Source organism: Streptomyces sp. ALI-76-A (assembly GCF_030287445.1).
Lineage (GTDB): Bacteria > Actinomycetota > Actinomycetes > Streptomycetales > Streptomycetaceae > Streptomyces.
In genome coordinates this window covers 2,110,929-2,136,965 of record NZ_JASVWB010000002.1, presented here as the reverse complement: position 1 = coordinate 2,136,965, position 26,037 = coordinate 2,110,929, and the positions used below count along the sequence as shown (strand labels likewise).

The following is a 26,037-nucleotide window of genomic DNA, read 5'->3' as shown; positions in this document are numbered from 1 at the left end:
CACCGTGTCCGGGACGGGCCCAAGTGCTCACGCTCCCACGCCGGACCGCCGGTCGCGATACAACGCGTCAGGCCGATGCCGGGAGTGACGACGAGATGCCCTCGTCACTCCCGGCACCGGCGTGGGTGTTCTCCCGCTGCTGCCGCCGCTCTTTCCCGCCCTGTGCCGCCTGGTGCCCGCCGGGTCAGGAGGGCGTCGGGGCACCCTCCTGCTCGGCCTCGATCCGTGCGTTCCAGTCCCGCTTGGAGGCCTGCCAGCCGTCCTCGTTGTGGCCGAGCCGCCAGTAACCGGAGATCGACAGGTCCTCGCGCGCGACCCCGCGCTCGACCCGCAGCAGGCCGCGCAGCTCCTTCACGAAGTGCGCCTCGCCGTGCACGAACGCGCAGACCCGGCCCTCGGGGAACGTGAGCGCGCGCACGGCCTCGGTCAGTGCCTCACCGACGGGGCGGGAGCCGCGGTGCAGCCACACCACCTCCACGTCGGAGTCGATCTTCTGCTCCTCCTCCGGTCCCGAGACCTCGATGAAGGCATGGGCCCGGGCGCCGGCCGGCAGCGACTCCAGGGACCGCGCGATGGCGGGCAGCGCGCTCTCGTCGCCGGCGAGCAGATGCCAGTCGGCGCCCGGGTCGGGGGCGTAGGCGCCTCCGGGGCCCAGGAACCGGACCGTCTCGCCCGGCTGGACGCGCAGCGCCCAGGGGCCGGCCAGGCCCTCGTCGCCGTGGATCACGAAGTCCAGGGTCAGTTCGCGGTGCGGGGCGTCCCAGGCGCGCACGGTGTACGTCCGCGTCACCGGCCACTGCTCGCGCGGGAACTCCTCGCGGATCCGCTCCAGGTCGAAGGGCTCCGGGTAGGTCGCCCCGCCGGCCGGGAAGAGCAGCTTCACATAGTGATCCGTGCAGGTGTCCGCCGTGAACCCGGCCAGACCCTCGCCGCCGAGCACCACGCGCTGCATGTGGGGAGTGAGCCGTTCGGTGCGGATGACCTGCGCGGTGTGGGGTTTCCGCGGCTTGCGTCCCGGTCGTTCTGCCATGGCGGCCTCCCTGATCCCTATGGTTAGGCTTACCTAAGTTAGCATCTCGCCCCGTGGAAAGCCCCCTCCGAGACGACAGGTCCCCCGGCCTTCCGCACTGAATCTTGCTCCTTGTGTCCGAGAATTCCGTGGCGGCAGCACACGGACATTCGTCACACCGCGAGGGTGGCGAGCAGGCGCTGCAACGATCCGCCCAGCCCCCAGCGGGCGGCCAGCTCCTCCACGGCCGCGGGGTCGCGCGGGGCGCGCGGCAGCGTCGTGTCGACGTCCGGCAGCGGGACGTCGTCCGCGACCTTGACCACCTTCGGCGCCACCGCCAGATACGGCCGTGCCTCGTCCAGCCGCTTGCGCTGCGACGGGGTGAGCTTCGCCTTCGGGTCGCCGACCGCCGCGATGATCCCGGCCAGGTCGCCGAACTCGGCGAGCAGCTTGGCCGCCGTCTTCTCGCCGATGCCGGGCACGCCGGGCAGGCCGTCGCTCGGGTCGCCGCGCAGCAGCGCCAGATCCGCGTACCCCGCGCCGTCCACGCCGTACTTCTCGCGCAGCCACGCCTCGTCCGTCAGTTGCAGGCTGCCCACGCCCTTGAGCGGGTACAGCACCCGCACCCCGCGCGCGTCGTCCACCAGCTGGTACAGGTCGCGGTCGCCGGTGACGATGTCGACCGGGCCCTTCGCGCGCGCGGTGAACGTACCGATCACGTCGTCCGCCTCGTACCGGGCGACGCCCACGCGGGCGATGCCGACCGCGTCCAGGACCGCCTCGATGACCGGCACCTGCGGCGAGAGGGTGTCCGGCACCTCCTCCTCGTCCGGGCCGGTCTCCCGCGCCTCGGCGACGCGGTGCGCCTTGTAGGAGGGGATGAGGTCGACCCGCCACCGGGGGCGCCAGTCGGCGTCCATGCACGCCACCAGACGGTCCGGGTGATGGTCCCTGACCAGGCGGTCGATGAACTCCAGGAGTCCGCGCACGGCGTTCACCGGTGTTCCGTCCGGGGCCTTCACGGTATCCGGGACGCCGAAGTAGGCGCGGAAGTAGAGCGAGGCGGTGTCGAGCAGCATCAGTCGTCCGGTCACGCCACGCATCATGCCGTACGCCACGGACAGCGGGCGCCGGCGGAGACCCGCCCGCGAAGGTGTCGCCGACGCCCGTCGACGGGGGTGCCGGCCGCCCCGGTGAAGGGTGCGGATGACGGCCTCCCCAGGGGTGCGGACGGACGTCCGGACGGACGTCCGGACGAACGTAAACGTCCTGTGAACTGGACCACGCCTGCGTTTGGCCTGAATGCGTCGGGGCAGGGGCCGCTTCGGAGCGACGCCGGTTGCGCCTTCAACTGTGGGTGGCCTCCCTCCGCTTCTGCCCGCCGAGACAAGAGGTACGTGTGTCATCCAGACTTGAGGCCTCAGGGCTCTACAAAGTGTTCGGACGACGACCCGACGAGGCGGTCGAGCGGCTCCGGCAGGGGGCCGACCGGGAGGAGCTGCGCGCCGACGGCGCCACCGCCGCCGTGATCGACGCCTCGTTCACGGTGGAGCCCGGCGAGATCTTCGTCGTGATGGGTCTGTCCGGCTCCGGCAAGTCCACCCTGCTGCGCATGCTCAACGGTCTTCTGGAGCCGACCGCGGGCCACGTGAGCTTCGACGGGGAGAACCTCACCGCGCTCGGCGACCGCGAGCTGCGCCAGGTCCGCGCCCGGAAGATCAGCATGGTCTTCCAGCACTTCGCGCTCTTCCCGCACCGCAGCGTCCTGGAGAACGCCGCCTACGGACTGTCCGTCCAGGGCGTGCCCCGACGCGAGCGTGAGGCGCGTGCCGCACAGGCCCTCGCCCTGTGCGGGCTGGCCGGCTGGGAGAAGTCCTGGCCCGACGAACTGTCCGGTGGCATGCAGCAGCGCGTCGGCCTGGCCCGCGCCCTCGCCACCGACGCCGAACTGCTCCTGATGGACGAGTCGTTCAGCGCCCTCGACCCGCTGATCCGCCGCGACATGCAGGACCAGCTCCTCCAGCTCCAGAAGACCCTCAGGAAGACGATCGTCTTCATCACCCACGACCTCAACGAGGCCATGCGCCTGGGCGACCGCATCGCCGTCATGCGCGACGGCCGCATCGTCCAGAACGGCACGGCCGAGGACATCCTCATCCGCCCCGCGAACGACTACGTCGCCTCCTTCATCCAGGACGTCGACCGCTCCCGCGTGCTGACCGCGTCCGCCGTGATGGACACGGACGTCCGCGGTGACGAGGGCCGCTGCGGCTGCGAGACCGCGACGCCGGACACCCCGTTCGCCGACCTGTGCGCGATCAGCGCCCGCCTGACGCACCCCGTCACGGTCCTCGACGCGAAGGGCGCGCCGGTAGGCGTCGTACGCAGACAGCGCCTCGTCGGGTTCCTCGGCGACGAGCAGGGCACCCCCGTGGCCTGCGACTCCCCCCGGGACAAGGGCGAGGACAAGGTGGTGTCCCGTGCCTAGGATTCCGCTCGGCGACTGGGTCAACGACGCCGTCGACTGGCTGCTCGGCCACATGGCCTGGCTCTTCGACTTCCTCAAGACCGTCTTCACCGGCACCTACGACGGCATCAACGCCGTCCTCCAGGCGCCCGAACCCCTGATCCTCGCGGGCATCTTCGCCGTGCTCGCGTTCTGGCTGCGCGGCACGCCGGCCGGTGTCCTCACCTTCGCGGGCTTCGCCTTCATCGACTCCCTCGAACTGTGGGAGAACGCGATGGTGACCCTGTCGCTCGTCCTCGTCGCCACGCTCATCGCGCTGGTGATATCCGTGCCGGTGGGCATCTGGGCGGCACGCTCGGACCGGGTCAGCGGACTGGTCCGGCCGGTGCTGGACTTCATGCAGACGCTGCCCGCGATGATCTACCTCATCCCGGCGATCCTGTTCTTCGGCACCGGCGCCTCCGCCGGCATCGTCGCGACCCTGATCTTCGCGCTGGCCCCCGGTGTGCGCATGACCGAGCTGGGCATCCGCCAGGTCGACAAGGAACTGGTCGAGGCCGCCGAGGCGTTCGGCACCACGCCCCGCGACACCTTGCTGCGCGTCCAGCTGCCGCTGGCGCTGCCCACCGTCATGGCCGGCGTCAACCAGGTCATCATGCTGGGCCTGTCCATGGCGGCCATCGCCGGCATGGTCGGCACCGGCGGCCTCGGCGGCGACGTCAACGAGGCCATCGGCCAGCTCAACGTGGGCCTCGGCTCCGAGGCCGGCGTCGCCATCGTGATCCTCGCGATCTACCTCGACCGCATGACCAGCGCCCTGGGCGTCCACGTCTCCCCGCTGGGCCGCCGCGCCGCCGCCAAGGCCCGCGCCGGACAGGGGCTGAGGATCTGGTCCTACCGGCCCCGGCCGCAGGTCGCCGTCATCGGTGTCGTGATCCTGGCCCTGGTCGCGGGCGGCATGGGCATCTTCGGCGGCACCAAGGACGGCACCACCCCCGTCGCCGACTCCAAGAACGTCGGCCAGGGCAAGAAGATCAGCATCGGCTACATCCCCTGGGACGAGGGCGTCGCCTCCACCTACCTGTGGAAGGAGATCCTCGAGGAGCGGGGCTTCCAGGTCGACACCAAGCAGTTCGAGGCCGGCCCCCTCTACACCTCCCTCGCCCAGGGCAGCGTCGACTTCCAGACCGACGCCTGGCTGCCGACCACCCACGAGCAGTACTGGAAGAAGTACGGAAGCAAGCTCGAGGACCTCGGTGCCTGGTACGGCGAGACCTCTCTGGAGCTGAGCGTGCCCTCCTACATGAAGGGCGTCGACTCCCTGGCGGACCTCAAGGGCAAGGCCGGCACCTTCGGCGGGAAGATCACCGGAATCGAGGCCGGCGCCGGCATGATGGGCCTGCTCAAGAGCAAGGTCCTCAAGGAGTACGGCCTGGACAAGGAGTACAAGGTCGTCGACAGCTCCACGCCGGCGATGCTGGCCGAGCTCAAGCGCGCCTACAGCCAGAAGCAGCCGATCGTCGTCACGCTCTGGTCGCCGCACTGGGCGTACAGCGACTACGACCTGAAGAAGCTGAAGGATCCCGAGGGCGCCTGGGGCAAGGGCGACGGGGTGCACACGCTGGCCCGCAAGGGCTTCGCGGCCGAGAACCCGGTCGTCGGTGAGTGGCTGAAGAACTTCACCATGGACGAGAAGCAGCTCACCGGCCTGGAAGCCGAGATCAACAAGGCGGGCAAGGGCAAGCAGCAGGACGCCGTCCGCGCCTGGCTGAAGCAGAACCCGGGCGTCGTCGACAAGCTGGCCCCGGTCGCGGGCGGCTCCGGCGCGGTCCCCGCCGAGGCGAAGCGGCCGATCGACGTGGCCTGGTTCCCCTGGGACGAGGACATCGCCATCACCTACCTGTGGAAGAACGTCCTGGAACGGCGCGGCTACAAGCTCAACCTCAAGCAGATGGACGTCGGCCCGGTCTACACCGGACTCGCCTCCGGGGACCTCGACCTCAACTTCGACGCCTGGCTGCCGTACGCGCAGAAGAACTACTGGGACAAGAGCAAGGACAAACTCGCGGACCTGGGCACCTGGTACGAACCGACCTCGCTGGAGGTCGCGGTGCCCGCGTACGTCAAGGGCGTGAAGTCCTACGAGGACCTCAAGGGCAAGGCCGACCTCTTCGACGGGAAGATCATCGGCATCGAGCCGGGCACCGGCGAGATGAACCTGCTCAAGACGAAGGTCCTGCCCGGCTACGGCCTGGACGAGGAGTACGAGGTCGTCGACGGGTCCACGCCGGCGATGCTGGCCGAGCTCAAGCGCGCCTACGCCAAGAAGCAGCCCGTCGCGGTCGTCCTGTGGTCGCCGCACTGGGCGTACAGCCAGTACGACCTGACCAAGCTGAAGGACGGCAAGAAGCTGTTCGGCGAGGGCAACACGATCCGCACGATCGCCAACGAGGAGTTCCCCGGTCAGTACCCGCGGCTCACTGAGTGGATCAAGAACTTCCGGATGAGCGAGGACGAACTCGGCACGCTGGAGGCCGAGATCAACAAGCGGGGACAGGGCAACGAGGAGGAGGCGGTCGCCGCCTGGCTGAAGGAGCACCCGGACGTCGTCGGCCGGATGACCCCGCGGTAACCGCGGCGCCGACACCGCCCGGGGGGCGGGCCCTCCCACACGTCCTGACCGCGTGGGGCGGGCCCGTCCCCCGGGTCATGTCCGCGGCCCATGAGAGGAGTTCACCGCGAGACGCACCACAAGGACGCACCACAAGGACGCACCACAAGGATTCGGCCAACCACGTACAGCGACGCCCCCGCCCGAGCTTCGCCGTACTCCGGGAAGAGCCGAGGGACGCGCACCCGGCGCCCCGCGCCCCGACCGCGGTCCTCGCCCGTGCCCGGCGGATCCGGGGCCGATCCGCTGGCGCGAACCGTGAGGTCCGGCCGCAAACCGCATGGCATCGATGTGACGGCCGCGTGAAACGGCTTGACGAACATGCGTAGGGTGCAGAGCAGACATGTCATCGGGAACGGACCGACGAGCCGAGGAGGGAGCCGGAGCGATGGGCGACCACAAAGAACAGCCACTTCGGGTGGGCGCGGCCGTGCGGCGCCGGCGCCGGGCGCTGGAGCTCACCCTCGCCGTCGTGGCCGAACGCAGCGGCCTGTCGGTCCCCTTCCTGAGCCAGATCGAGAACGAGCGCGCGCGGCCCAGCAGAGGCTCCCTGGAGAAGGTCGCCGACGCGCTGCGCACCACCGCCGTGGAACTGCTCGCCGCCGCCGACCCCGCGTGCAGCGTCGACGTGGTCCGCGCGGAGGGCACCGACCGTGCCGACGCGACCGACCCGGCGGACGACCCCCAGGTGCGCTCCCTGGTGCGCGGCCATCACCAGATGCACGCCTCGGAGTTCACCGGCGACCATGACGCGGGCCGTGAATTCCAGTACCGCAACGATCAGTTGATGTACGTCGCCGACGGCGCGGTGGAGATCGAGGCGGAGGGCCGCGCCTACCGGCTGGGCCGCGGCGACACCCTGTACCTCACCGGCGGCGTGCGCCACCGGTGGCGGGCCACGGTGGCCGACACCCGGGTGATCGTCGTCGCGGTGGCCGAACACATCGAGGCCGTCCGGGACCGGCCCCGCCGGTGACCCCCGTACGCGTCGTCTCGCTCGTCCCCTCCCTCACGGAGGCCGTGGCCGCGACGGCCCCCGGCGCCCTCGTCGGCGCGACGGACTGGTGCACGCACCCGGCGGACCTCGGCGTCCCCCGCGTCGGCGGCACCAAGAACCCGAAGCTGGACCGGATCGTCGCGCTCGCCCCGGACCTGGTGATCGCCAACGAGGAGGAGAACCGCGCCCCCGACCTGGCGGCCCTGCGCGAGGCGGGCCTCGAGGTGCTGGTGACGGAGGTGCGTGACGTACCGCAGGCCTTCCGGGAGCTGGCCCGGGTGACCGAGGCGTGCGGGGCGCGGATCCGGCCGCGATGGCTGGACGAGGCCGAGCGGGCGTGGTCGGCGCTGCGGCCGCCCGAGCACCGCAGGACGGCGGTCGTCCCTGTCTGGCGTCGGCCGTGGATGGTCCTGGGCCGGGACACCTTCGCGGGCGACGTGCTGGCCCGCCTGGGCGTCGACCACCTCCAGGCCGCCCACGCCGAGCGCTATCCGAGGATCCCCGTCGAGGAACTCCGGGCGAGCGCCCCCGACCTCGTGGTCCTCCCGGACGAGCCGTACCGCTTCACGGCCGACGACGGCCCGGAGGCCTTCCCCGGAGTGCCGAGCGCGCTGGTCAGCGGGCGGCACCTGACCTGGTACGGGCCGTCGCTGGCCGAGGCGCCGGGGGTGCTGGGCGCGGCGCTGCGAGCAGCTCGCCGCTGACCAGACCGCGCACGGTGTGCACGGCGGCGGCGCCCCAGGCGGCGACCAGGACGGCGTACAGCCCGGCCGCGAGCCAGTCGTAGGCGGGCAGACCGGTGTGCCGGGCCAGTGACCCGGCCCCGGTGACGCAGGTGCCGACCGGGAAGGTGAACGCCCACCAGGTCATCGCGAAGCGCATGCCGTGCCGGCGGGCGCGGACCACGTGGGCGGTGGCGAGGCCGAGCCACAGCAGCGCGAACCCCATGACGGGCACGCCGTACAGGACGGCGAGGACGCCGAAGGCCTGGCTGTGGTGGGCCGGTACGACCCCGGGCGCCACGTCCGCGAACGCGCCGACGGCGGTGGTGGACTGGCCCAGCGGACCGAGCACCAGGAACAGGGCCGGGGTGAGGGCGAGCGGGAGCGGCCCGCCGGTGAGCAGCCGTCCGAAGACCACCGGCAGCATGAGCAGGGTCGCCGACAGGCTCAGCCCGAAGAGAGCGAAGCAGGCGAGGAGCAGGGTCTCGCGCGCCTGCCCGGGCGGCAGGTGCGGCACCAGGAGCGGCCCGAGCGCGGCGGACACCATGGGCGCGACCACCGGCAGCAGCCAGACGGGCGTGGCCTGTCCCGGCTCGACACGATGGCGTACCACCATCAGGTACGGCACGGCGACGGCGGCCCCGAGTCCCACGACCGTGCCGGCGCCGAACAGCACGGCGTCCAGCGCGACCGCCGCCGGCGTGCCGAGCCAGTCCCGGCCGGCGGTGAGGGCGCCGCCGCCGACGGCCAGCAGGGCCATCGAGAGGCAGCCGTAGAAGGGGGCGACGGCCGGGTCGAGGAGATGGGCGCGGGCCTGGTCGCTGTGGTGTCTCCAGTGCAGGGCGCGGGCGCCGAGCAGGACGAGGAGCAGTACCAGGGACAGGGCCCAGACGGCGGCACAGAGGGTGCGCAGCCCCGCGACGGGCAGGGGCAGCGCGGCTCCGGCGGTGGCGACGGCGGCGGTGCCCATGACGGTGGCGTACCAGTTCGGCCCGAGGTGACGGACGGCGGTGGCGCGCGGGCGGGGCGGGTGTGCGGTGGCACGGGGGAGGGGCGGGGCCGCGGTGAGCATGGGTCCACCGTCCCGCCGGCGGAGGGCGGCGACCAGGGAGCATGAAGCTATGAGGGCATAAGCTGCCTTTATGAGCGGCACGGAGCGGCAGGGGCACGGCCAGAGGCAGCACGGCCAGGGGCAGACGGGCGGCGGGCCGCTGGCGCACCGGGTGCCTGATCTCGGGGCCCTGGAGCTGCTGCTCGCGGTGGCGCGGCTCGGGAGCCTCGGCGGGGCGGCGCGCGAGATGGGGATCACGCAGCCCGCGGCCAGCAGCCGGATCCGGTCCATGGAACGGCAGCTGGGGGTGGCGCTGGTGGACCGTTCACCGCGCGGCTCGCGCCTGACGGACGCCGGCGCGCTGGTCACGGACTGGGCGCGGCGGATCGTCGAGGCGGCGGAGGCCTTCGACGCGGGTGCGCAGGCCCTGCGGGACCGGCGGGACTCCCGGCTGCGGGTGGCGGCGAGCATGACGATCGCCGAGTACCTGCTGCCGGGCTGGCTGCTCGCGCTGCGCGCCCAGCGGCCGGACACCGCGGTGTCACTGCTCGCGGGCAACTCGACGGTGGTGGCGGAACGGCTGCTGGCCGACGAGGCGGACCTCGGCTTCGTGGAGGGGCTCACCGTCCCGACGGGCCTGGACTCCGTGGTCATCGCCCACGACCACCTGATCGTGGTGACCGCGCCCGGGCATCCCTGGGCCCGGCGTCGCCGCTCCCTGGAGGCGTCGGAGCTGGCGGTGACGCCGTTGATCCTGCGGGAGCAGGGCTCGGGGACGCGCCAGGTCCTGGATGTGGCGCTGGGCGGACTGGCCCGGCCGCTGATCGAGCTGTCGTCCACCACGGCGGTGAAGGCGGCGGCGGTCAGCGGGGCGGGGCCGGCGGTGCTGAGTGAGCTGGCGGTGGGGGAGGAGCTGGCGATGCGGCGTCTGGTGCGGGTGCCGGTGGAGGGTGTCGCCCTGGCCCGCGACCTGAGAGCGGTCTGGCCCACGGGCCACCGTCCGGTGGGGCCGGCGAGGGACCTGCTGTCGCTGACGCGGGGGTAGCGGCGGCGTCGTCCGCACGGGGCTCCGCCCCGGACCCCGCTCCTGGTCTCAGCCCGTCCGGCGTCCGAGGACGGGGCCCGTCCAGGGCCGAAGCGGCGGTCTGGGGGCGCAGCCCCCAGGGTCGGGACGGGGGGCGGCGGGGTCGAAAACCCCGGCCAAACCCCGGCCAAACCCCGGCCAAAACCCCGGCCAAAACCCGGCCAAACCCCCTCAAGCGCCCCGCGCCGCGTCGACCAGCGCGCGCATCACCCGCAGGTCCTCGCCCATCTCCGGATGCCACTGCACGCCCATCACCCACCCGGGACCGGGCAGCTCCACGGCCTCCACCGTCCCGTCCGCCGCGTACGCCGACGCCACCAGCCCCGCACCGAGCCGGTCCACGGCCTGGTGGTGGAAGGTGGGCACCGAGGTCTCCTCGGGAACGGCCTCGGCGTACGACGTACCCGGCACGGGTTTCACCGCATGCCGGCCGAACACACCCGGCGTCTCCGCGTGCCCGTCGATGTGCTGGACGAGCGTGCCGCCGAGGGCGACGTTCAGCAGTTGCATGCCCCGGCAGATGCCCAGCAGCGGCACCCCGGCGGCGAGCGCCGCACCGATGAGCGTGAGCTCCCAGGCGTCCCGCGCCAGGGCGGGCGGACCGGTGCGCGGATGGCGCTCGGCGCCGTACCGGACCGGCTCCACGTCCGGCCCGCCCGCGATCACCAGGCCGTCGAGGCGCGCGACGGCCCCGGCGGCGTGCTCCGGCGCGTCCGGCGGGAGCAGGGCGGCCAGACCGCCCGCCCGCTGCACGAGCCGCGGATACCCGGCGGGCAGCAGCGCCGCCTCCAGCTCCCACACGCCCCAGCGCGTACCCGCCTCCAGGTACGTACTGACCCCGATCAGAGGCCTGTCCGACATGTGTCCCTCCGTGCCCTCAAAGGACCGCTGTCATACCTTTCGGACCCCGCGGACCGCTCCCTCACGCCAGGAACCCCCGCAGCAGCGCCGCCGTCCCCGCGCAGTGCTCCCGCATCATCTCCCGTGCCCCGTCCGCGTCGCCGTCCAGCACCGCCTCGACCAGCGCGGCGTGCTGGCGCTGGGAGTGCTCCAGGTTGCGCACCAGGAGCGGGATGCAGTCGAGCAGGTCGTTCACCGAGGCCCGTACCGCCGCGTACCGCGCGGTCAGCGTCGGCGAGCCGCACAGCTCGGCGAGGGTGAGGTGGAGCAGGGTGTCCAGGCGGCGGTACTCGGACAGCGGCGCGTCCTGGGTGGCGGCCAGTGCCTCCCGCAGCCGCTCCGCCTGCTCCGCCGACAGGCCGTGCGTCGCGCACAGCCCCGCCGCGCCCACCTCCAGCACCTCCCGGAAGCGAAGGACGTCCTCGATGTCGACCGCGGAGATCCGCCGCCGCAGCTCGTCCTCGCCGCCCGCGTCCGCGCGCGGCAGGACGAACGTTCCGCCGTACCGGCCGCGCCGCGACTCCACCAGCCCCTGGTCCTGGAGCACCTTCAGCACCTCGCGCAGCGTCACCCGGCTGATCCCGAGCCGCTCCGCCAGCTCACGCTCCGCGGGCAGTCGCTGCCCGCCCGGCACCAGGCCGAGCCGGACGACCTGGAGGATCTGCTCCAGCGCCTCCTCGAAGCCGTTGCCCGCCCGCACCGGCCGCAGCACCGGCGCCAGCCGGTCGTCCCGGCCGCCGTCAGCCTCCAGCGCCATGTGGCCGTGCCCCCTTCCCAAGCAATGGTTCTCCGCAATACCTTATGGCTTCCGGCTGACCGTAGAAGCCGAAGGAGGCTTTCCCGTGGCAGACCGCACACCCCCGCTCGGCGTCGAGGAGCTGCACGCCCTCGTCGCGGGCGGTGAGATCGACACTGTCGTCCTGGCCTTCCCCGACATGCAAGGGCGGCTCCAGGGCAAGCGGTTCGCCGCCCGTTTCTTCCTCGACGAGGTCCTCCACCACGGCACCGAGGGCTGCAACTACCTCCTCGCCGTCGACACCGAGATGAACACCGTCGACGGCTACGCGATGTCCTCCTGGGACCGCGGCTACGGCGACTTCGCCATGCACCCCGACCTCTCCACCCTGCGCCGCGTCCCCTGGAACGCCGGTACGGCCATGCTGATCGCCGACCTCGCCTGGAACGACGGTTCCCCGGTCGCCGCCGCCCCCCGCCAGATCCTGCGCCGCCAGCTGGAGCGCCTCGCCGCGCACGGCTTCACCGCCCAGGTCGGCACCGAGCTGGAGTTCATCGTCTTCAAGGACAGCTACGAGCAGGCCTGGGACGCCGGCTACCGGGGGCTGACGCCGGTCAACCAGTACAACATCGACTACTCGGTGCTCGGCACCGGCCGCATCGAGCCCCTGCTCCGCCGTATCCGCAACGAGATGGCCGCCGCCGGCCTCACCGTCGAGTCCGCCAAGGGCGAGTGCAACCCCGGCCAGCACGAGATCGTCTTCCGCTACGACGAGGCCCTGGTCACCTGCGACCAGCACGCCGTCTACAAGACCGGCGCCAAGGAGATCGCCGCCCAGGAGGGCGTGTCACTCACCTTCATGGCCAAGTACAACGAGCGCGAGGGCAACTCCTGCCACATCCACCTCTCGCTCACGGACGCGGCCGGCGACAACGCCATGGCCGGTGCCGCCGACGCCGAGGGCGGCATGTCCGACGTCATGCGGTACTTCCTCGCCGGACAGCTGGCCGCCCTGCGCGACTTCTCGCTGCTGTACGCCCCCAACATCAACTCCTACAAGCGGTTCCAGCCGGGCTCCTTCGCCCCGACCGCCGTCGCCTGGGGTCAGGACAACCGCACCTGCGCGCTGCGCGTGGTCGGCCACGGCCGCTCCCTGCGCTTCGAGAACCGGCTGCCCGGCGGAGACGTCAACCCGCACCTCGCGGTGGCCGGCCTGGTCGCGGCGGGCCTGCACGGCATCGAGCAGAAGCTGGAACTGCCGCAGGCCTGCACCGGCAACGCGTACACCGGCGGTTACGCGCACGTCCCCAGCACGCTCCGCGAGGCCGCCGAACTGTGGGAGAACAGCCCGATCGCCCGGGCCGCCTTCGGCGACGAGGTCGTCGCGCACTACCGCAACATGGCGCGCGTCGAACTGGACGCCTTCGACGCCGCCGTGACCGACTGGGAGCTGCGCCGCTCCTTCGAACGCTTGTGAGAGGTCGATCCTTGTCCCAGCAGTCGTCCCAGCAGTCCGAGCTCCAGGTGCGGAACCCGGCCACCGAGGAAGTGATCGCCACCGTCCCGGCCGCGACCACCGCCGACGTGGACGCCGCCGTCGTACGCGCCACGCGGGCACAGTCCCGGTGGGCCGCCCTCGCGCCCGGCGACCGTGCGCGGCTGCTGCGCCGGTTCGCGACGAAGGTCGACGACCACGTCGAGGAACTCGCCCGGCTGGAGGTCCGGGAGGCCGGGCACACCATCGGCAACGCCCGGTGGGAGGCGGGCAACGTGCGCGACCTGCTCGACTACGCGGCCGGGGGAGTGGAACGGCTGACCGGACGCCAGATCCCGGTGTCCGGCGGCCTCGACGTCACGATCCTCGAACCGCTGGGTGTCGTCGGCGTCATCGCCCCCTGGAACTTCCCGATGCCGATCGCGGCCTGGGGCACCGCCCCGGCCCTCGCCGCCGGCAACGCGGTGATCCTCAAGCCCGCCGAGACGACCCCGCTCACCGCCCTGCGCCTGGCCGAACTCGCCCTCGCGGCGGGCCTGCCCGAGGGCCTGTTCCAGGTGCTGCCCGGCCACGGCCGCGTCGCGGGCGACGCGCTCGTCGAGCATCCGGGCGTCGCGAAGATCGTCTTCACCGGGTCCACGGCCGTGGGCAGGAAGGTGCTGGCGAAGGGCTCGGCCCTGCTCAAGCGCGTCACCCTCGAACTCGGCGGCAAGAGCCCCAACATCGTCTTCGCCGACGCCGACCTCGAAGCCGCCGCGGCCGCCGCGCCCATGGCCTTCCTCGACAACTCCGGCCAGGACTGCTGCGCCCGCACCCGCATCCTCGTCCAGCGCGCCGCCTACGACCGCTTCCTGGACCTGCTGGCCCCGGGCATCGAGTCGGTCCGCGTCGGCGACCCGGCCGACGAGCAGACCCAGATGGGCCCCCTGATCTCCAAGGTCCAGCTGGAGCGCGTCCGTTCGTACGTCGACGCCGACGCGCCCGGCTTCCGCGGCAAGGCGCCCGAGGGCCCCGGCTACTGGTTCCCGCCCACCGTGCTGACGGGCGTCGACGCCCGCGCGCGGGTGGCCGTCGAGGAGGTCTTCGGCCCCGTAGCGGTCGTCCTGCCCTTCGAGGACGAGGCGGAGGCCGTCGCCCTGGCCAACGCCACCGACTACGGCCTGTCCGGCTCCATCTGGACCCGGGACGTCGGCCGCGCCCTGCGGGTCTCCCAGGCGGTCCGGGCGGGCAACCTGTCCGTCAACTCCCACTCCAGCGTCCGGTACTGGACGCCCTTCGGCGGCTACAAGCAGTCCGGCATCGGCCGCGAGCTGGGCCCGGACGCCCTGACCGCCTTCACCGAGACCAAGAACGTCTTCATCAGTACGGAGGGCCCCGCACAATGACCGCATCGACCGACGAGATCGTCTGCCGCCGCCTGGTCGGCCGTACCGCCGTCATCACCGGAGCCGGCAGCGGCATCGGCCTCGCCACCACCCGCCGGCTCGCCTCCGAGGGCGCGCACGTGGTCCTCGGCGACGTCGACGAGACGCGCGGCAAGGCGGCCGCCGAGGAGGTCGGCGGCACCTTCGTGAAGGTCGACGTCACCGACCCGGCGCAGGTCGAGGCCCTGTTCAGGACGGCGTACGACACCTACGGCAGCGTGGACATCGCCTTCAACAACGCGGGCATCTCCCCGCCCGACGACGACTCCATCCTGGAGACCGGCCTGGAGGCGTGGAAGCGCGTCCAGGAGGTCAACCTCACCTCCGTCTACCTGTGCTGCAAGGCCGCCATCCCCTACATGCGGCGCCAGGGCAAGGGCTCCATCATCAACACCGCCTCCTTCGTGGCCCGGATGGGCGCGGCGACCTCGCAGATCTCCTACACCGCGTCCAAGGGCGGTGTCCTCGCCATGTCCCGTGAACTGGGCGTGCAGTTCGCGCGGGAGGGCATCCGGGTCAACGCGCTGTGCCCGGGGCCGGTCAACACCCCCCTGTTGCAGGAGCTGTTCGCGAAGGACCCCGAGCGGGCCGCCCGCCGGCTCGTGCACATCCCCGTCGGCCGGTTCGCCGAGGCCGAGGAGATCGCCGCCGCCGTCGCCTTCCTGGCCAGCGACGACTCCTCCTTCGTGAACGCCAGCGACTTCCTGGTGGACGGCGGCATCTCGGGGGCGTACGTCACACCGCTGTAGGCGGCGTCCTACAGTGCCCGGATGAGCATGTCGCCCCCGCCCGGCTGGTACCCCGACCCCTCCGCCCCGCGGCTGGAGCGCTGGTGGGACGGGACCAGGTGGACCGACCACCGGCGCGCCCCGAAGGCCCCGGGGCCGCCGCGGGCCGCCGACGGCGCCTCCGGGCTGGCCAAGGCCGTCGCCCTGGGCACCGCCGGGGCCGTCCTCGTCGCCGCGATCGTCACGGGCGCGTTCGTTCTCGGCGAGGACGACGGCGGCGGCGGACCGAGCGTGAACACCGCGCCGGCCCAGGCCCCCACCTCCGCGCCGGCGAGCGAGGAGCCCGCCCCGACGCCGTCCGCCCCCGCACCGCCCGCCGACGACCCGGCCGTCGTGGTCGACCAGCTCAACGGCATCACCCTGCCGTTGCCGGACGACTGGACCAGGCCGGAGCACGTCGCGCAGGACGACGTCGTCATGACCACGGACGACGGGACGTACGACTGCCCGGCCGGCGTCGGCACCTGCCGGCGCGGACTGGTCATCTCCCGCACGGTCACCGAGAACGACGAGCGGTCCCCCGAACGCCTCGCCAAGGCGGACATCCCGGAGGCGGCCGACGAGGCCTACGACCGCGACGCCCTCGACCGGCGTCCGCACGGAGGCATCGAGTCGCACCGCAGCGTCAGGTCCGGGCCGGTCGCGGTGGCCGGACGCGCCGGGTACCTCGTGCGCTGGCGGGTGCGGACGGCCGAGGGCCCCGGCGGCTATGTGCAGTCCCTGGTCTTCCCGTCCAGCGTCGGCAGCGAGGCCCCGGTGCTCGTACGGTTCGTCTTCGGCGCGGGCCCGGACGGGCCGCCGCTCGCCGACATGGACCGGATCACCGGGGGGATCCGGTCGGTCGACGACACGGACGGGGGCGGCGGCGTGGGCAGCGGCCTCGGCCCGCAGAGCTGAGCGGACCGCCCCGGAGGAGCCGGGGAGAGCCGGGGAGGGTCAGAGGAAGGTGTGGCCCTCCCCGCGATACGTCGGGACGGTCGCCGTCACCGCGTCCCCCTCGATCAGGTGCAGCACGTCGAACCGCTCGCACAGCTCACCGGCCTTGGCATGCCGGAACCACACCTTGTCACCGAGCAGCAGGTCGTCGGCGGGGGAGCCGAGCAGCGGGGTCTGCACCTCGCCGGGTCCCTCCTGCGGGTCGTACTCCAGCCCCTCCGGCAGGTAGGGCACCGGCAGCCGGTCGCGGCCGGGCGCACCCGAGGCGGGATACCCCCCACCGAGGACGGTCACGACGCCGACCCCCGGCCGCCGCACCACGGGCTGGGCGAACAGGGCGGCCGGACGCCCGCTGAACGACGTGTAGTTGTCGAACAGCCGCGGTACGTACAGCCCCGACCCGGCACCGATCTCGGTGACCGCGTCCTCCGCGGCGGTGTGCTGCACACTGCCCGTGCCACCGCCGTTGACGAACTCCAGTTCGGGCACGACGGTCCGCACCGCGCGCACCACCGCGGCGCGACGCTCGGCCAGTTCCCGGCGCGCGGTGGCCTGCATCAGCCGAACCGCACGCGAGCGCAGCGGCCGCCCGGCGACGGCGTCGCCGACACCGGCGATGTGTCCCTCGTACGCCATGATCCCCACGACCTCGAACCCCGGCCGCCGGGCCACGGCCCGCGCCATGTCGGCGACCTGGGCGGGGGAGTGCAGCGGCGAGCGCCGGGCCCCGACGCGCACCCGGCCGCCGAGGAGCTTGAGCGAGGTGTCCAACTCCAGGCAGACCCGGACGACTTCGCGTCCGCCGTCGCGCGCGTCGTCGATCAGGGTGAGCTGCGCGGGGTCGTCGATCATGACGGTGACGGCGGCGGCGAGCTTGGGGTCGGCGGCCAGTTCGGCGAAACCGGCGCGGTCGGCGGAGGGGTAGGCGAGCAGGATGTCGTCGAATCCGCTCCGCGCCAGCCACAGGGACTCGGCGAGGGTGAAGGACATGACACCCGCGAAACCGTCCTTCGCCAGCACGCGTTCGAGCAGGGTCCGGCAGCGTACGGACTTGCTGGCGACCCGGACCGGTTTGCCGCCGGCCCGGCGCAGCAGGTCGTCCGCGTTCGCGTCGAAGGCGTCCAGGTCCACGATCGCGAGGGGGGCGTCGAGATGGGCGGTGGCCCGGTCGTAACGGGCCCGGTCGGCGGCGCGCGCAGTCATGAACGAAGAGTGCCAGACAGGATTACCGCAGGGTAGGGGGACGTTCCGGGCAGATGCCCCGGGGGCGCCGACTGGTTCCCGTTCACCCGGCGACAACCCGTAGAGTGACGCGCACGCACGGAGGACCGTGCCGCCCCGGCCGCACGCCGCGCCGGGACGCCGGTCCGCCCGCGCGGACATGCGTGCCCGGACGGCTCCAGTTCCACGCCGGGCCCGGCCGGCGGTGACAGCGGCCCGTGCGCGAGGAGACGGCCCGGGCACGAGGAAACGGGGGGTGCATGAGCACGGAAGCGCGGCGCGCCCCCGTTCCCCCGCGCCCACCCGGACCGCCGACGGCGGGCGACGGGACGAGCGGCTCCACCGGGACCGGCGGGAACACCTCGGGAAGCGGTTCCAGCGGTTCCGCGTCGGCGCGTGCGGACGACCCCGGGGCTGGGCCTGTGCCGGCGGACCGAGGCGCCGCGGAAAGCGGTTCGGCGCCGGCGGGCCGAGGGACGCCCGGGCCGACGCCGGCGCCTGACAGCGGGTCTGGGGTGTCGCGGGATACGGCGGCCGGGTTCGGCCCGGGGCCGGTCCGTGGGAGCGGTCCCGTTTCCGGTCCTGCTCGCGGTCCCCGTCCCGCATCCGGTCCCGTGTCCGGTCCCGCTTCCGGTTTCGGTCCTGTGTCCGGTTCCTTCGCCGGGGCCGGTACGTCGGCGGCTCGTCCTGTCGGCGAGGGCGGCACCGACGCCGGCGACACCGGCGCCGACGGGCCCCGCCGCACGTCCTCCTCGCAGCACACCGGCTCTCGCTCCCCGCACCCGCGGACTCCGTTCTTCGCGACCGACGGCGACTCCTCCACACCGCCTCCGCCCAGGGCTTCGGCCCGCTTTCCGGACGCCCCGCCGTCGACCGGTCACGGGATGCGCCGAGAGAACGGCACGGCACCCGAACGGGGTGCGATGCCGCTCCAGTCGGGTGCGGGACCGGCGCCGCGTGGACCGGTGCCCGCACGGCCGGACGCCGGGTGGTTCGCACCCGCGTCCGCACCCGCATCGCCGCCGGACGCGGCGCACCCGCGGCGGCCCGCGGGGTCGGCGCCGCGTGGTTCCCGTCCTCCGGGGCCGGACATCGGACCGTCCGCGTCGGACTCCACACCTCCCAGGCCGGACGGTGGGCCGTCCGCGGCGGGCGTCGCGCCTCCCAGGCCGGACGGTGGGCCGTTCAGGCCGGGCTCCAGGTCTTCGGGGCCGGACAGTGGGCTGTCCGCGCCTGGTGGCGGGTCGCAGAGGCCGGACGGCGGGTCGTTCGCGTCGCCTTCACGGCCCGGCGGTGGGCCGTCCGCGTCGGACTCCACACCTCCCAGGCCGGACGGTGGGCCGTTCAGGCCGGGCTCCAGGTCTTCGGGGCCGGACAGCGGGCCGTTCACGTCTGGCTCCATGCCTCCGAGGCCGGATGGCCAACCCTTCGCGCCGGGCTCCAGGACGACCCGTCCGGGCGCTGGGCCGACCGCACCCGGTGTGGTGCCGCCCCAGCCGAGGACCAGCCCGACGGTGTCGGGTGCCGTGCCTCCGCGGCCGGGTTCCGGCCCGGCCACGGCGGGTCACGTGCCGCCTGGGACGGGTGCCCCCACGCCCCCGCGTGGCTTCGTCCCCGCGCAGCCGGGTTCCGGCCCGGCCGCGCCGGGACGCGTACCGGCCCGGCCGAGCGCGGGCCCGGCCGGGCCGGGACACCAGCCGTCCCGATCGAGTTCGGAGACCCCGGCCCCGGACCCCATACCCCCCCGGCCGAGCCATCGGCCTCCGGTACCGCCCCGCCGTGCCTCCGCACCCGCCGAGACCGCGGCGGAGAAGACCTTCCACCTCCGCCCGATCCCCGCGGACCCGGCGTCGACACTGTCGGAGCGGGAGTCGGAGTCGGGTGCGGGTGCCGGCACGTCGGCCGGGCAGCGGGGTGGCCGGGGTGGCCGCCCGGGGCCCGCGTCCGCCGAGCCCTCCGGGCGTGCGGGGGACACTGACGGCGAGTCCGCCGGCACGCGGGCGGCCGGGTCGGCTGCCGTCGGCGCAGCGCGGAGGCCGGACGGGACTACCCGTCCCGGGTCCGGGTCCGCTCGGCTCTTCGGGCGCACGGGTTCCGCCTCGTCGGACCAGCCGTCCGGCGTACGTCCGGACCCCCGTCCGGGTGCCGGCACGTCCGCCTCCCAGGCCGGCGTCCACCCGGCTTCCGGCCCCGACCGCCGCCCGGGCTCCGCCACGCCTGCCGCGCAGCCCGGAACCCGCGCGAGTGGCCCAGCCGCGCCCGCCCGGCCCGGCTTCCCACCGCGTCCCGCCCATGAGGCCCCGGGCGCCCCCGGCACCGGCAGCGGCACCGGATCGCACCCACGTTCCGCGCCCCCCGCTCCCAGGAGCGCTCCGCACGCCCCGGCCGGCCCGGCGAGCCGTACGCAACCCCCGTCGACCCCGGCCGCCCCCACCGGACGCCCTCCGCAACCACCTTCCGCACCCCCCAGCCCCGCGCACCACGCGCCCTCCGCCGTCCGTGCCCCGGATCCCGCGCTCTCCTGGAGCGCGCCCATGACGCCGGGCGGAGCCCCGGGTTCCGTGCGGCCCGTCGTGTCGTTCGGGGAGCCGGAGGAGTTCGACGAGCGGCCGCGCGCCCGCGGGCCGCGGGTGCGGCCGCGGATCGCCGCAGCGGCGGCGTGCTTCGTGCTCGGACTGGGACTGATCGGTGGTGCCGTGACCGGGAGCTGGCTCGTCGGGGAGCCGGGGGAGACCGGGGCACGGGACAGTTTCGCCGCGGCCGGCGGGCTGTGGCACAGCGTTCCGGTGGACCAGTTGTTCCCGCCGACCGTCCAGGGCCAGGGCGCCGGCCCCGGCGGCGCCGACCGGACCTGGACGCGTATCGCAGTCGCCCCGGACAGCGGCTGCGCGGACGCCTTCGACCCCCTGCTGCGCAAGGCCCTCGCCCCGGTCGGCTGCCGGCGGCTGCTGCGCGCCACCTACACCGACGCCACCCAGAGCTACGTCACCACCGTCGGCCTCCTCTTCGCCAAGGGCGACGCCGCCGCCATGAGCGCCCTCGGCAGACGGTTCGCCGACGAGGGCCTCGCCGACCGCACCGACCTCATGCCCCGCCCGTACGCCGCCCAGGACACCCCAGCCGCCGGGTTCGGCCCCGGGCAGCGCGCCTCCTGGACCGTGTCGGTGCTCACCGACGCCCCGGTCGTCGTCTACGCCGTCTCCGGCTGGGCCGACGGCAGAACCGTGGACGACCCGCAGTCCGCGGGGAAGGCCATGGCGTCCGGCGCCACCACCGCCCCGGCCCAGGCCGGCCTCGGCCACGAGGCCAAGGGCCTCGCCGACCGTGTCGAACGCGGCCTGCGCAAGACCGTCAGCTCGCCCACGGAGAAGCCTTCATGAGCACGATCAGCCGGGTGATCCGCGTCCGCCTCAGCCGGATGATCTCTGTCAGCCGCACGGGCGCCAGCGGCCGGATGCGTCCCGCGAGTCCCCCCATGAGCGACATGAGCGCCATCAGCCGCATCCCTGTCAGCACCCGCAGGGCCGGTCTCCTGAGCGTCCTCCTCGCCGCCACCGTCGCCCTCGTCCCGCCCACCGCCGCGCACGCCGACGGCATCCGCGCCCAGCAGTGGGCCCTCGACGCCATGCGCACCGAGGAGGCCTGGCGTACGACGAAGGGCGCGGGCGTCACCGTCGCCGTCCTCGACACCGGCGTCGAGGCCGACCACCCCGACCTCGACGGCAACGTCCTCGCCGGCAAGGACATGATCGGCTTCGGTGCCGAGGACGGCGACCCCGCCTGGGCCAAGCACGGCACCTCGATGGCCGGGATCATCGCCGGCCACGGACACGGCGCCGGCAACGCCGACGGCGTCATGGGCATCGCCCCCGAGGCCAGGATCCTCCCCGTCCGCGTGATCCTGGAGGACGACGACCCGGCGCGCGCCAAGGCCCGCACCACCCGCGGCAACGCCCTCGCCGACGGCATCCGCTGGGCCGCCGACCACGGCGCCGACGTCATCAACCTCTCCCTCGGCGACGACTCCGCCTCCGCGCACCCCGAACCCGCCGAGGACGAGGCCGTCCAGTACGCCCTCAGGAAGGGCTCCGTGGTCGTCGCCTCCGCGGGCAACGGCGGCGAGAAGGGGGACCACATCTCCTACCCGGCCGCCTACCCGGGCGTGATCGCCGCCACCGCCGTCGACAAGTTCGGCACCCGGGCCTCCTTCTCCACCCGCCGCTGGTACGCCACGGTCAGCGCCCCGGGCGTCGACGTCGTCATCGCCGCCCCCGACCACAGGTACTACGAGGGCTGGGGCACCAGCGCCGCGTCCGCCTTCGTCTCCGGCGCGGTCGCGCTCATCCGGGCCGCCCACCCCGGCCTGACCCCCGCCCAGATCAAGCAGCTCCTGGAGGACACGGCCCGCAACGCCCCGGCCGACGGCCGCGACGACTCCCGGGGCTTCGGCTTCATCGACCCGGCCGCCGCCCTCACCGCGGCCGGCCGGCTCGAGCCGGAGGGCCTGAAGGCCGCTTCGTACGGCGACACGTACTTCGGCGCCGGCCCGGACACCGCCGAGGAGGGCGACGGTCCCGCCGGCTGGGCGGCCCCCCTCGCGGGCGGCTTCGGCGGTGTGCTGCTGATCGTGGCGGTGGTCGTGTGGCGCGGCCGGCGCGGGCCGCGCTCCCAGGACGGCTACGAGACCCACGACCAGTGGACCTGATCGCGCAGGAGGAGGTGCCGGCCGCCGGTGCGCCCCTGCTCGACGGCGGCTCCGGCCGGCGGGGCCGGCGCGTCCACGCGGACCCGGCCGGGCATCCCTTCTGCCTGGTCCGCCACTGACAGCCCGTCACTGACAGTCCCCGCCCCAGGATGCGCGCCCCGGCTGTGCCTCCCCGGCCCGGACCAGCCGCCTCCCGGCTACTCCGCCGCGGACCCGGGCGACGGTACGGCCGCCGCGGACGCCGGGGCGGCCGTACCGTCGCCGGTGACCGCCGACACCGCCGCCTTCGCCGCCGCCTCGACCAGTGAGATGCCCCGCGCCTTCGTCGGGTTGCCGTTCGACAGCGCGGCCACCAGGTAGTCGCGACCGTCCACGGTGACCCGCCCGACGCTGTTGACGTCCCACAGACCGCTCGTGCTGCGCGCCAGCCAGCCGTTCTTCAGGGCCCACGCGGAGCCGTCGGCCGCCGCCGACACCCCCCAGCGCTGGTCGGCGGCTATCCGCCCCATCAGCCCCCGCAGATACGTTCGCGAGGCCTCGCTCAGCTCCGAGTCGTCCCCGAAGACTTGCTCCAGCAGGGTGAGCTGGTCGGCGGCCGTGGTCTGGGTCAGCCCCCACAGCGCCCCGTCGCCGCCCTCGGTGTCCGTGAGCCCGAACCGCTTGTTGGCCGCGTCGAGCCCGTCCGCCCCGCCGATGTCCTCCCACAGCGCCGACGCGGACGTGTTGTCACTGTTCTCGATCATCGCCGTGGCGTACGCCCTCTCCCGCGCGGTGAGCCGCGTGCCCGCGTCCTGCGCCCGGAGCAGCAGCGCCGCCAGGATGTCGACCTTGACGATGCTCGCCGTGTCGAAGACCCCGTCGCCGTACGCGGCGCTCCGCCCGGAGTCCAGGTCCAGCACCGCCACCGACACCCGAGCGGTGTCCGCCCTGCTCACCGCCCGCATGGCGTCGGCCAGCAGGGTGTCGGCCGACAGGGAGTGGCCCACCGTCGGCTCCGCCCTGGATTCCACCGTCGCCTCCCCGGCCTCGGAGCCCTCAGGGGCCGAAGCCGAGGCCGCGGCCGTCGGGGAGGCCGGCCCGGCCGGCGAGGCCGACAGCGTCGCCGCCGACGATACGGCGCCCTGGCCGGCATGCGCCTGCGCCTTCACGTACACCGTTCCCGCTGCCGTGCCGCCGACGATCGCGACGGAGGCGAGCGCGGTGTACAGCAGGGGGCGCCGCCGGGACGGACGGGAGCGGTGGCTGCGAGCGGCTCTGGAGGACTCCATGCCCGCGATGCTGGGCGCCCCGACTGTGCGGTCCGTTAGGCGGAGGTTAGGGGTGTGTCAGGGATTTCTGAGAAAGCCGTGAAAGGCGTCACGGGCGGGTTTCCGGACCCGCACAAGCGCAGCAGCATCCCCCCGATAGGGTCAGGGACCGTGGCGAACAAGAACATTCCCGACTCCGGCTTCTCCGACGACGACGGCTCGGCCGATCCCCGGCTGAGCGCGGCGCTCGCCGCCTGGGCCGAGGACCGCGGCGCCGAGGGCACCGTCCTGGAGGCGCTCAGGGGCGCCCGGCTGCTCGTGCCCGTGGTCGCCGTGCTCGGCGAGGTGGAGGAGGACGAGAACGGGCTGCGCCACGAGAAGACCAGCGACATGGCCGTCCCCACCCTGAAGGCCGGCCCGCGCACGGCCCTGCCCGCCTTCACCTCCACCGAGTCGCTGGCCCGCTGGGACCCGGCGGCCCGCCCCGTCGCCGTACCCCTGCACCAGGCCCTGCGTGCCGCCGCGCACGAGAAGGCCGACACCATCGTGCTCGACCTGGCCGGACCGGTGCCGTACGAGCTGACCGGGCCCGCGCTGCTCGCGCTCGCGGAGGGCCGCACGACGGCCGACCCGCTCGCCGACCCGGCCGTGCGCGACGCGGTACGCGCCGCGGTGGCCGCCGAGCCGGGCGTCCTGCGTGCCTACCTCGGGCCCGGACAGGCCGACGGCACCCTCGCGCTCGTCCTGGACGCGTCCGCGCCCCCGGCCGAGGCCGCCCGCGCGGTCGCGGAGCGCCTCGCCGCCGACGACACACTCAGGGCCCGCCTGGTGCGCGGCCTCGACCTGGCACTCCTGCCGGCCGGGGCAACGCCGCCGGGCGAGCCCTTGTACGTACGCGACTGAGCCGGCCGTGGGCCGGGCCGGGCTAGTGCCGTGGCAGGCGACGTTCGCCCCGTCGCGACGCCCGGCACGCCCTCTCGCCGCACCGGACGAAAGCCCGAGTACATCCAGTACGAGGGCTTCCGGCCGGCACGCCGAGAGCACGCACCGGACGCCGCTCCTTGACGGGCGAACGTTGCCTGCCGCGGCACTAGCCGTAGATCGGGCCGGTGTACTTCTCGCCCGGCCCCTGGCCCGGCTCGTCCGGGACGAGGGACGCCTCGCGGAACGCCAGTTGGAGGGACTTCAGGCCGTCCCGCAGCGGCGCCGCGTGGAAGGAACTGATCTCGGTCGCGCTGCCGTCCAGCAGGCCGGCGAGGGCGTGGATCAGTTTGCGGGCCTCGTCCAGGTCCTTGTACTTGTCGCCCTCCTCCGTCAGGCCGAGCTTCACGGCGGCGGCGCTCATCAGGTTGACGGCGACCGTCACGATCACCTCGACGGCGGGGACCTCGGCGATGTCGCGGGTCATCGCGTCGAAGTCGGGCTGCTCGGCGGGGCCGGCGGGGGAGGTCTCACTCATGGGGGACACGATAGGGCCCGGTGCCCCTCCCCCTGACAGCAGGAGGAGGGGCAGACGCCGGATTAGCGTGCCCCCCGACGAACTGCTAACCTTGTGTGACGACCGGCCGGACACGCATGTGTGTAAGTGTGACCGGCCCACAAGTGGAGGCTCCGATCTCCCACCTGACCGTCCCCCGGGACGGCGGGTCACCCGGTCAGGCGGCCGCCATCGTTCCGTACGGACGATGGAGTCGCCCGAAAGCGCCCCGCGGTCATCGCGGCGGTGCTCCGGTAGTGCTTGGAGCCCCGCTTGTGACTGTCCGGGGTATTTTTTGTGCTTCGGCGCGGTTAGGTCTGTCACACGAGACATACGCGGCTGTCCGCCAGACCGCCGTGTGGTGCTAACCGAGGAGGATCCATCAGCGCCGAGCCCCGCATCAACGACCGGATTCGCGTTCCAGAGGTGCGACTTGTCGGTCCCAGTGGCGAGCAGGTGGGCATCGTCCCACTGGCCAAGGCACTGGAGCTTGCGCAGGAGTACGACCTGGACCTGGTCGAGGTGGCGGCGACCGCCCGTCCGCCTGTGTGCAAGCTCATGGACTACGGGAAGTTCAAGTACGAGTCGGCCATGAAGGCCCGTGAGGCGCGCAAGAACCAGGCGCACACGGTCATCAAGGAGATGAAACTCCGGCCGAAGATCGACCCGCACGACTATGACACCAAGAAGGGTCACGTCGTCCGGTTCCTCAAGCAGGGCGACAAGGTCAAGATCACGATCATGTTCCGTGGTCGCGAGCAGTCCCGGCCGGAACTCGGCTACCGACTGCTGCAGCGTCTCGCGGAGGACGTGGCCGACCTCGGGTTCGTGGAGTCGAACCCGAAGCAGGACGGCCGCAACATGATCATGGTTCTCGGTCCGCACAAGAAGAAGACCGAGGCGATGGCCGAGGCGCGCCAGGCGCAGGAAGCCCGCAAGGCTGAAGCGAAGGCCAACCCCGGCAAGTCGCAGAACGCCGCGGAGACCGATCTCGACGAGGACGCCGAGATCACCGAGGACACCGCCGAGGCCCCTGCCGAGGCTTCCGCCGAGGCGTGATCCCGGGGGACGCCAGTCCCCAGGACATAACCGATACAAGAGCGACGC

General features: G+C 73.5%; 21 protein-coding genes and 1 pseudogene. 14 read left to right on the top strand and 8 right to left on the bottom strand.

All coding sequences use genetic code 11. From position 1 onward, the window contains the following. Nucleotides 1-184: 184 nt before the first annotated feature. Both QQS16_RS10585 and QQS16_RS10580 read right to left on the bottom strand, forming a co-directional pair. Nucleotides 185-1,030 (bottom strand): siderophore-interacting protein, encoded by an 846-nt coding sequence (locus QQS16_RS10585; RefSeq protein WP_286061365.1) that lies wholly within the window; start codon nucleotides 1,028-1,030, stop codon nucleotides 185-187. Between the two features lie 152 nt (nucleotides 1,031-1,182). Then, nucleotides 1,183-2,112, bottom strand: a complete 930-nt coding sequence (locus QQS16_RS10580) for a 5'-3' exonuclease (protein ID WP_286066283.1) — start codon at nucleotides 2,110-2,112, stop codon at nucleotides 1,183-1,185. Nucleotides 2,113-2,408: 296 nt separating this feature from the next. On the opposite strand from QQS16_RS10580, the gene QQS16_RS10575 reads away from it, so the two are divergent. From QQS16_RS10575 to QQS16_RS10560, 4 genes are all read left to right on the top strand, one after another. Continuing rightward, complete coding sequence (locus tag QQS16_RS10575; RefSeq protein ID WP_286061364.1) at nucleotides 2,409-3,497, top strand: quaternary amine ABC transporter ATP-binding protein; 1,089 nt, start codon at nucleotides 2,409-2,411, stop codon at nucleotides 3,495-3,497. Next, the gene (locus QQS16_RS10570; RefSeq protein ID WP_286061363.1) at nucleotides 3,490-6,108 is read left to right on the top strand and encodes an ABC transporter permease/substrate binding protein; all 2,619 of its coding nucleotides are present in this window, start codon (nucleotides 3,490-3,492) and stop codon (nucleotides 6,106-6,108) included. The genes QQS16_RS10575 and QQS16_RS10570 overlap by 8 nt, the downstream gene beginning before the upstream one ends. Nucleotides 6,109-6,535: 427 nt before the next feature. After that, complete coding sequence (locus tag QQS16_RS10565) at nucleotides 6,536-7,123, top strand: helix-turn-helix domain-containing protein (protein ID WP_286061362.1); 588 nt, start codon at nucleotides 6,536-6,538, stop codon at nucleotides 7,121-7,123. Next, nucleotides 7,120-7,848: a helical backbone metal receptor gene (locus QQS16_RS10560; protein ID WP_286061361.1), complete on the top strand. Its 729-nt coding sequence runs from the start codon at nucleotides 7,120-7,122 to the stop codon at nucleotides 7,846-7,848. Before QQS16_RS10565 ends, QQS16_RS10560 begins: the two co-directional genes overlap by 4 nt. Here QQS16_RS10560 and QQS16_RS10555 read toward each other — a convergent pair. Next, nucleotides 7,760-8,938: a TDT family transporter gene (locus QQS16_RS10555; protein WP_286061360.1), complete on the bottom strand. Its 1,179-nt coding sequence runs from the start codon at nucleotides 8,936-8,938 to the stop codon at nucleotides 7,760-7,762. The genes QQS16_RS10560 and QQS16_RS10555 overlap by 89 nt on opposite strands. 70 nt (nucleotides 8,939-9,008) lie before the next feature. Here QQS16_RS10555 and QQS16_RS10550 point away from each other — a divergent pair, with 70 nt between their 5' ends. Beyond that, nucleotides 9,009-9,962, top strand: a complete 954-nt coding sequence (locus QQS16_RS10550) for a LysR family transcriptional regulator (RefSeq protein ID WP_286061359.1) — start codon at nucleotides 9,009-9,011, stop codon at nucleotides 9,960-9,962. Nucleotides 9,963-10,172: 210 nt separating this feature from the next. Here QQS16_RS10550 and QQS16_RS10545 read toward each other — a convergent pair whose 3' ends face one another. Next, on the bottom strand, nucleotides 10,173-10,862 hold the full coding sequence (locus QQS16_RS10545; RefSeq protein ID WP_286061358.1) for a gamma-glutamyl-gamma-aminobutyrate hydrolase family protein: 690 nt from the start codon (nucleotides 10,860-10,862) through the stop codon (nucleotides 10,173-10,175). Nucleotides 10,863-10,923: 61 nt separating this feature from the next. Further along, nucleotides 10,924-11,658: a FadR/GntR family transcriptional regulator gene (locus QQS16_RS10540; RefSeq protein WP_286061357.1), complete on the bottom strand. Its 735-nt coding sequence runs from the start codon at nucleotides 11,656-11,658 to the stop codon at nucleotides 10,924-10,926. A gap of 85 nt (nucleotides 11,659-11,743) precedes the next feature. Here QQS16_RS10540 and QQS16_RS10535 point away from each other — a divergent pair, with 85 nt between their 5' ends. The 4 genes from QQS16_RS10535 to QQS16_RS10520 are packed head-to-tail and all read left to right on the top strand — an operon-like array spanning nucleotide 11,744 to nucleotide 16,241. Beyond that, on the top strand, nucleotides 11,744-13,114 hold the full coding sequence (locus QQS16_RS10535) for a glutamine synthetase family protein (RefSeq protein WP_286061356.1): 1,371 nt from the start codon (nucleotides 11,744-11,746) through the stop codon (nucleotides 13,112-13,114). Nucleotides 13,115-13,125: 11 nt separating this feature from the next. Then, the gene (locus tag QQS16_RS10530; RefSeq protein ID WP_286061355.1) at nucleotides 13,126-14,517 is read left to right on the top strand and encodes an aldehyde dehydrogenase family protein; all 1,392 of its coding nucleotides are present in this window, start codon (nucleotides 13,126-13,128) and stop codon (nucleotides 14,515-14,517) included. Continuing rightward, on the top strand, nucleotides 14,514-15,305 hold the full coding sequence (locus QQS16_RS10525) for a 3-oxoacyl-ACP reductase (RefSeq protein ID WP_286061354.1): 792 nt from the start codon (nucleotides 14,514-14,516) through the stop codon (nucleotides 15,303-15,305). Before QQS16_RS10530 ends, QQS16_RS10525 begins: the two co-directional genes overlap by 4 nt. A 27-nt stretch (nucleotides 15,306-15,332) precedes the next feature. Then, nucleotides 15,333-16,241: a DUF2510 domain-containing protein gene (locus QQS16_RS10520; RefSeq protein ID WP_286066282.1), complete on the top strand. Its 909-nt coding sequence runs from the start codon at nucleotides 15,333-15,335 to the stop codon at nucleotides 16,239-16,241. Nucleotides 16,242-16,280: 39 nt separating this feature from the next. On the opposite strand, the gene QQS16_RS10515 is transcribed toward QQS16_RS10520, so the two are convergent. After that, the gene (locus QQS16_RS10515; RefSeq protein ID WP_286061353.1) at nucleotides 16,281-17,483 is read right to left on the bottom strand and encodes an amino acid deaminase/aldolase; all 1,203 of its coding nucleotides are present in this window, start codon (nucleotides 17,481-17,483) and stop codon (nucleotides 16,281-16,283) included. Between the two features lie 2,552 nt (nucleotides 17,484-20,035). Here QQS16_RS10515 and QQS16_RS10510 point away from each other — a divergent pair. The 3 genes from QQS16_RS10510 (at nucleotide 20,036) to QQS16_RS10500 (ending at nucleotide 22,325) form a co-directional block, all read left to right on the top strand. After that, entirely contained in the window at nucleotides 20,036-20,881 is an 846-nt protein-coding gene (locus QQS16_RS10510; RefSeq protein WP_286061352.1) for a hypothetical protein, read from the top strand. A 95-nt stretch (nucleotides 20,882-20,976) separates the two neighbouring features. Then, nucleotides 20,977-22,206 carry a type VII secretion-associated serine protease mycosin gene (gene mycP / locus QQS16_RS10505; RefSeq protein ID WP_502963898.1) on the top strand — a complete coding sequence of 410 codons (1,230 nt, stop codon included), beginning with the start codon at nucleotides 20,977-20,979 and terminating at the stop codon, nucleotides 22,204-22,206. Then, nucleotides 22,197-22,325 (top strand): VOC family protein, encoded by a 129-nt coding sequence (locus QQS16_RS10500; RefSeq protein WP_286061351.1) that lies wholly within the window; start codon nucleotides 22,197-22,199, stop codon nucleotides 22,323-22,325. The genes mycP and QQS16_RS10500 overlap by 10 nt, the downstream gene beginning before the upstream one ends. Nucleotides 22,326-22,403: 78 nt before the next feature. Here QQS16_RS10500 and QQS16_RS10495 read toward each other — a convergent pair whose 3' ends face one another. Continuing rightward, complete coding sequence (locus QQS16_RS10495; RefSeq protein ID WP_286061350.1) at nucleotides 22,404-23,474, bottom strand: serine hydrolase; 1,071 nt, start codon at nucleotides 23,472-23,474, stop codon at nucleotides 22,404-22,406. A gap of 150 nt (nucleotides 23,475-23,624) precedes the next feature. On the opposite strand from QQS16_RS10495, the gene QQS16_RS10490 reads away from it, so the two are divergent. Further along, nucleotides 23,625-24,356 (top strand): SseB family protein, encoded by a 732-nt coding sequence (locus QQS16_RS10490; protein ID WP_286061349.1) that lies wholly within the window; start codon nucleotides 23,625-23,627, stop codon nucleotides 24,354-24,356. Nucleotides 24,357-24,543: 187 nt separating this feature from the next. Here the strand turns inward: QQS16_RS10490 and QQS16_RS10485 are convergent, their stop codons facing one another. Beyond that, nucleotides 24,544-24,912, bottom strand: coding sequence for a DUF1844 domain-containing protein (locus QQS16_RS10485; RefSeq protein WP_286061348.1), 369 nt, complete (start codon nucleotides 24,910-24,912; stop codon nucleotides 24,544-24,546). Nucleotides 24,913-25,286: 374 nt separating this feature from the next. On the opposite strand from QQS16_RS10485, the pseudogene infC reads away from it, so the two are divergent. Next, nucleotides 25,287-25,989: pseudogene (gene infC, locus QQS16_RS10480) on the top strand (translation initiation factor IF-3). The last annotated feature ends 48 nt before the right edge of the window (nucleotides 25,990-26,037 follow it).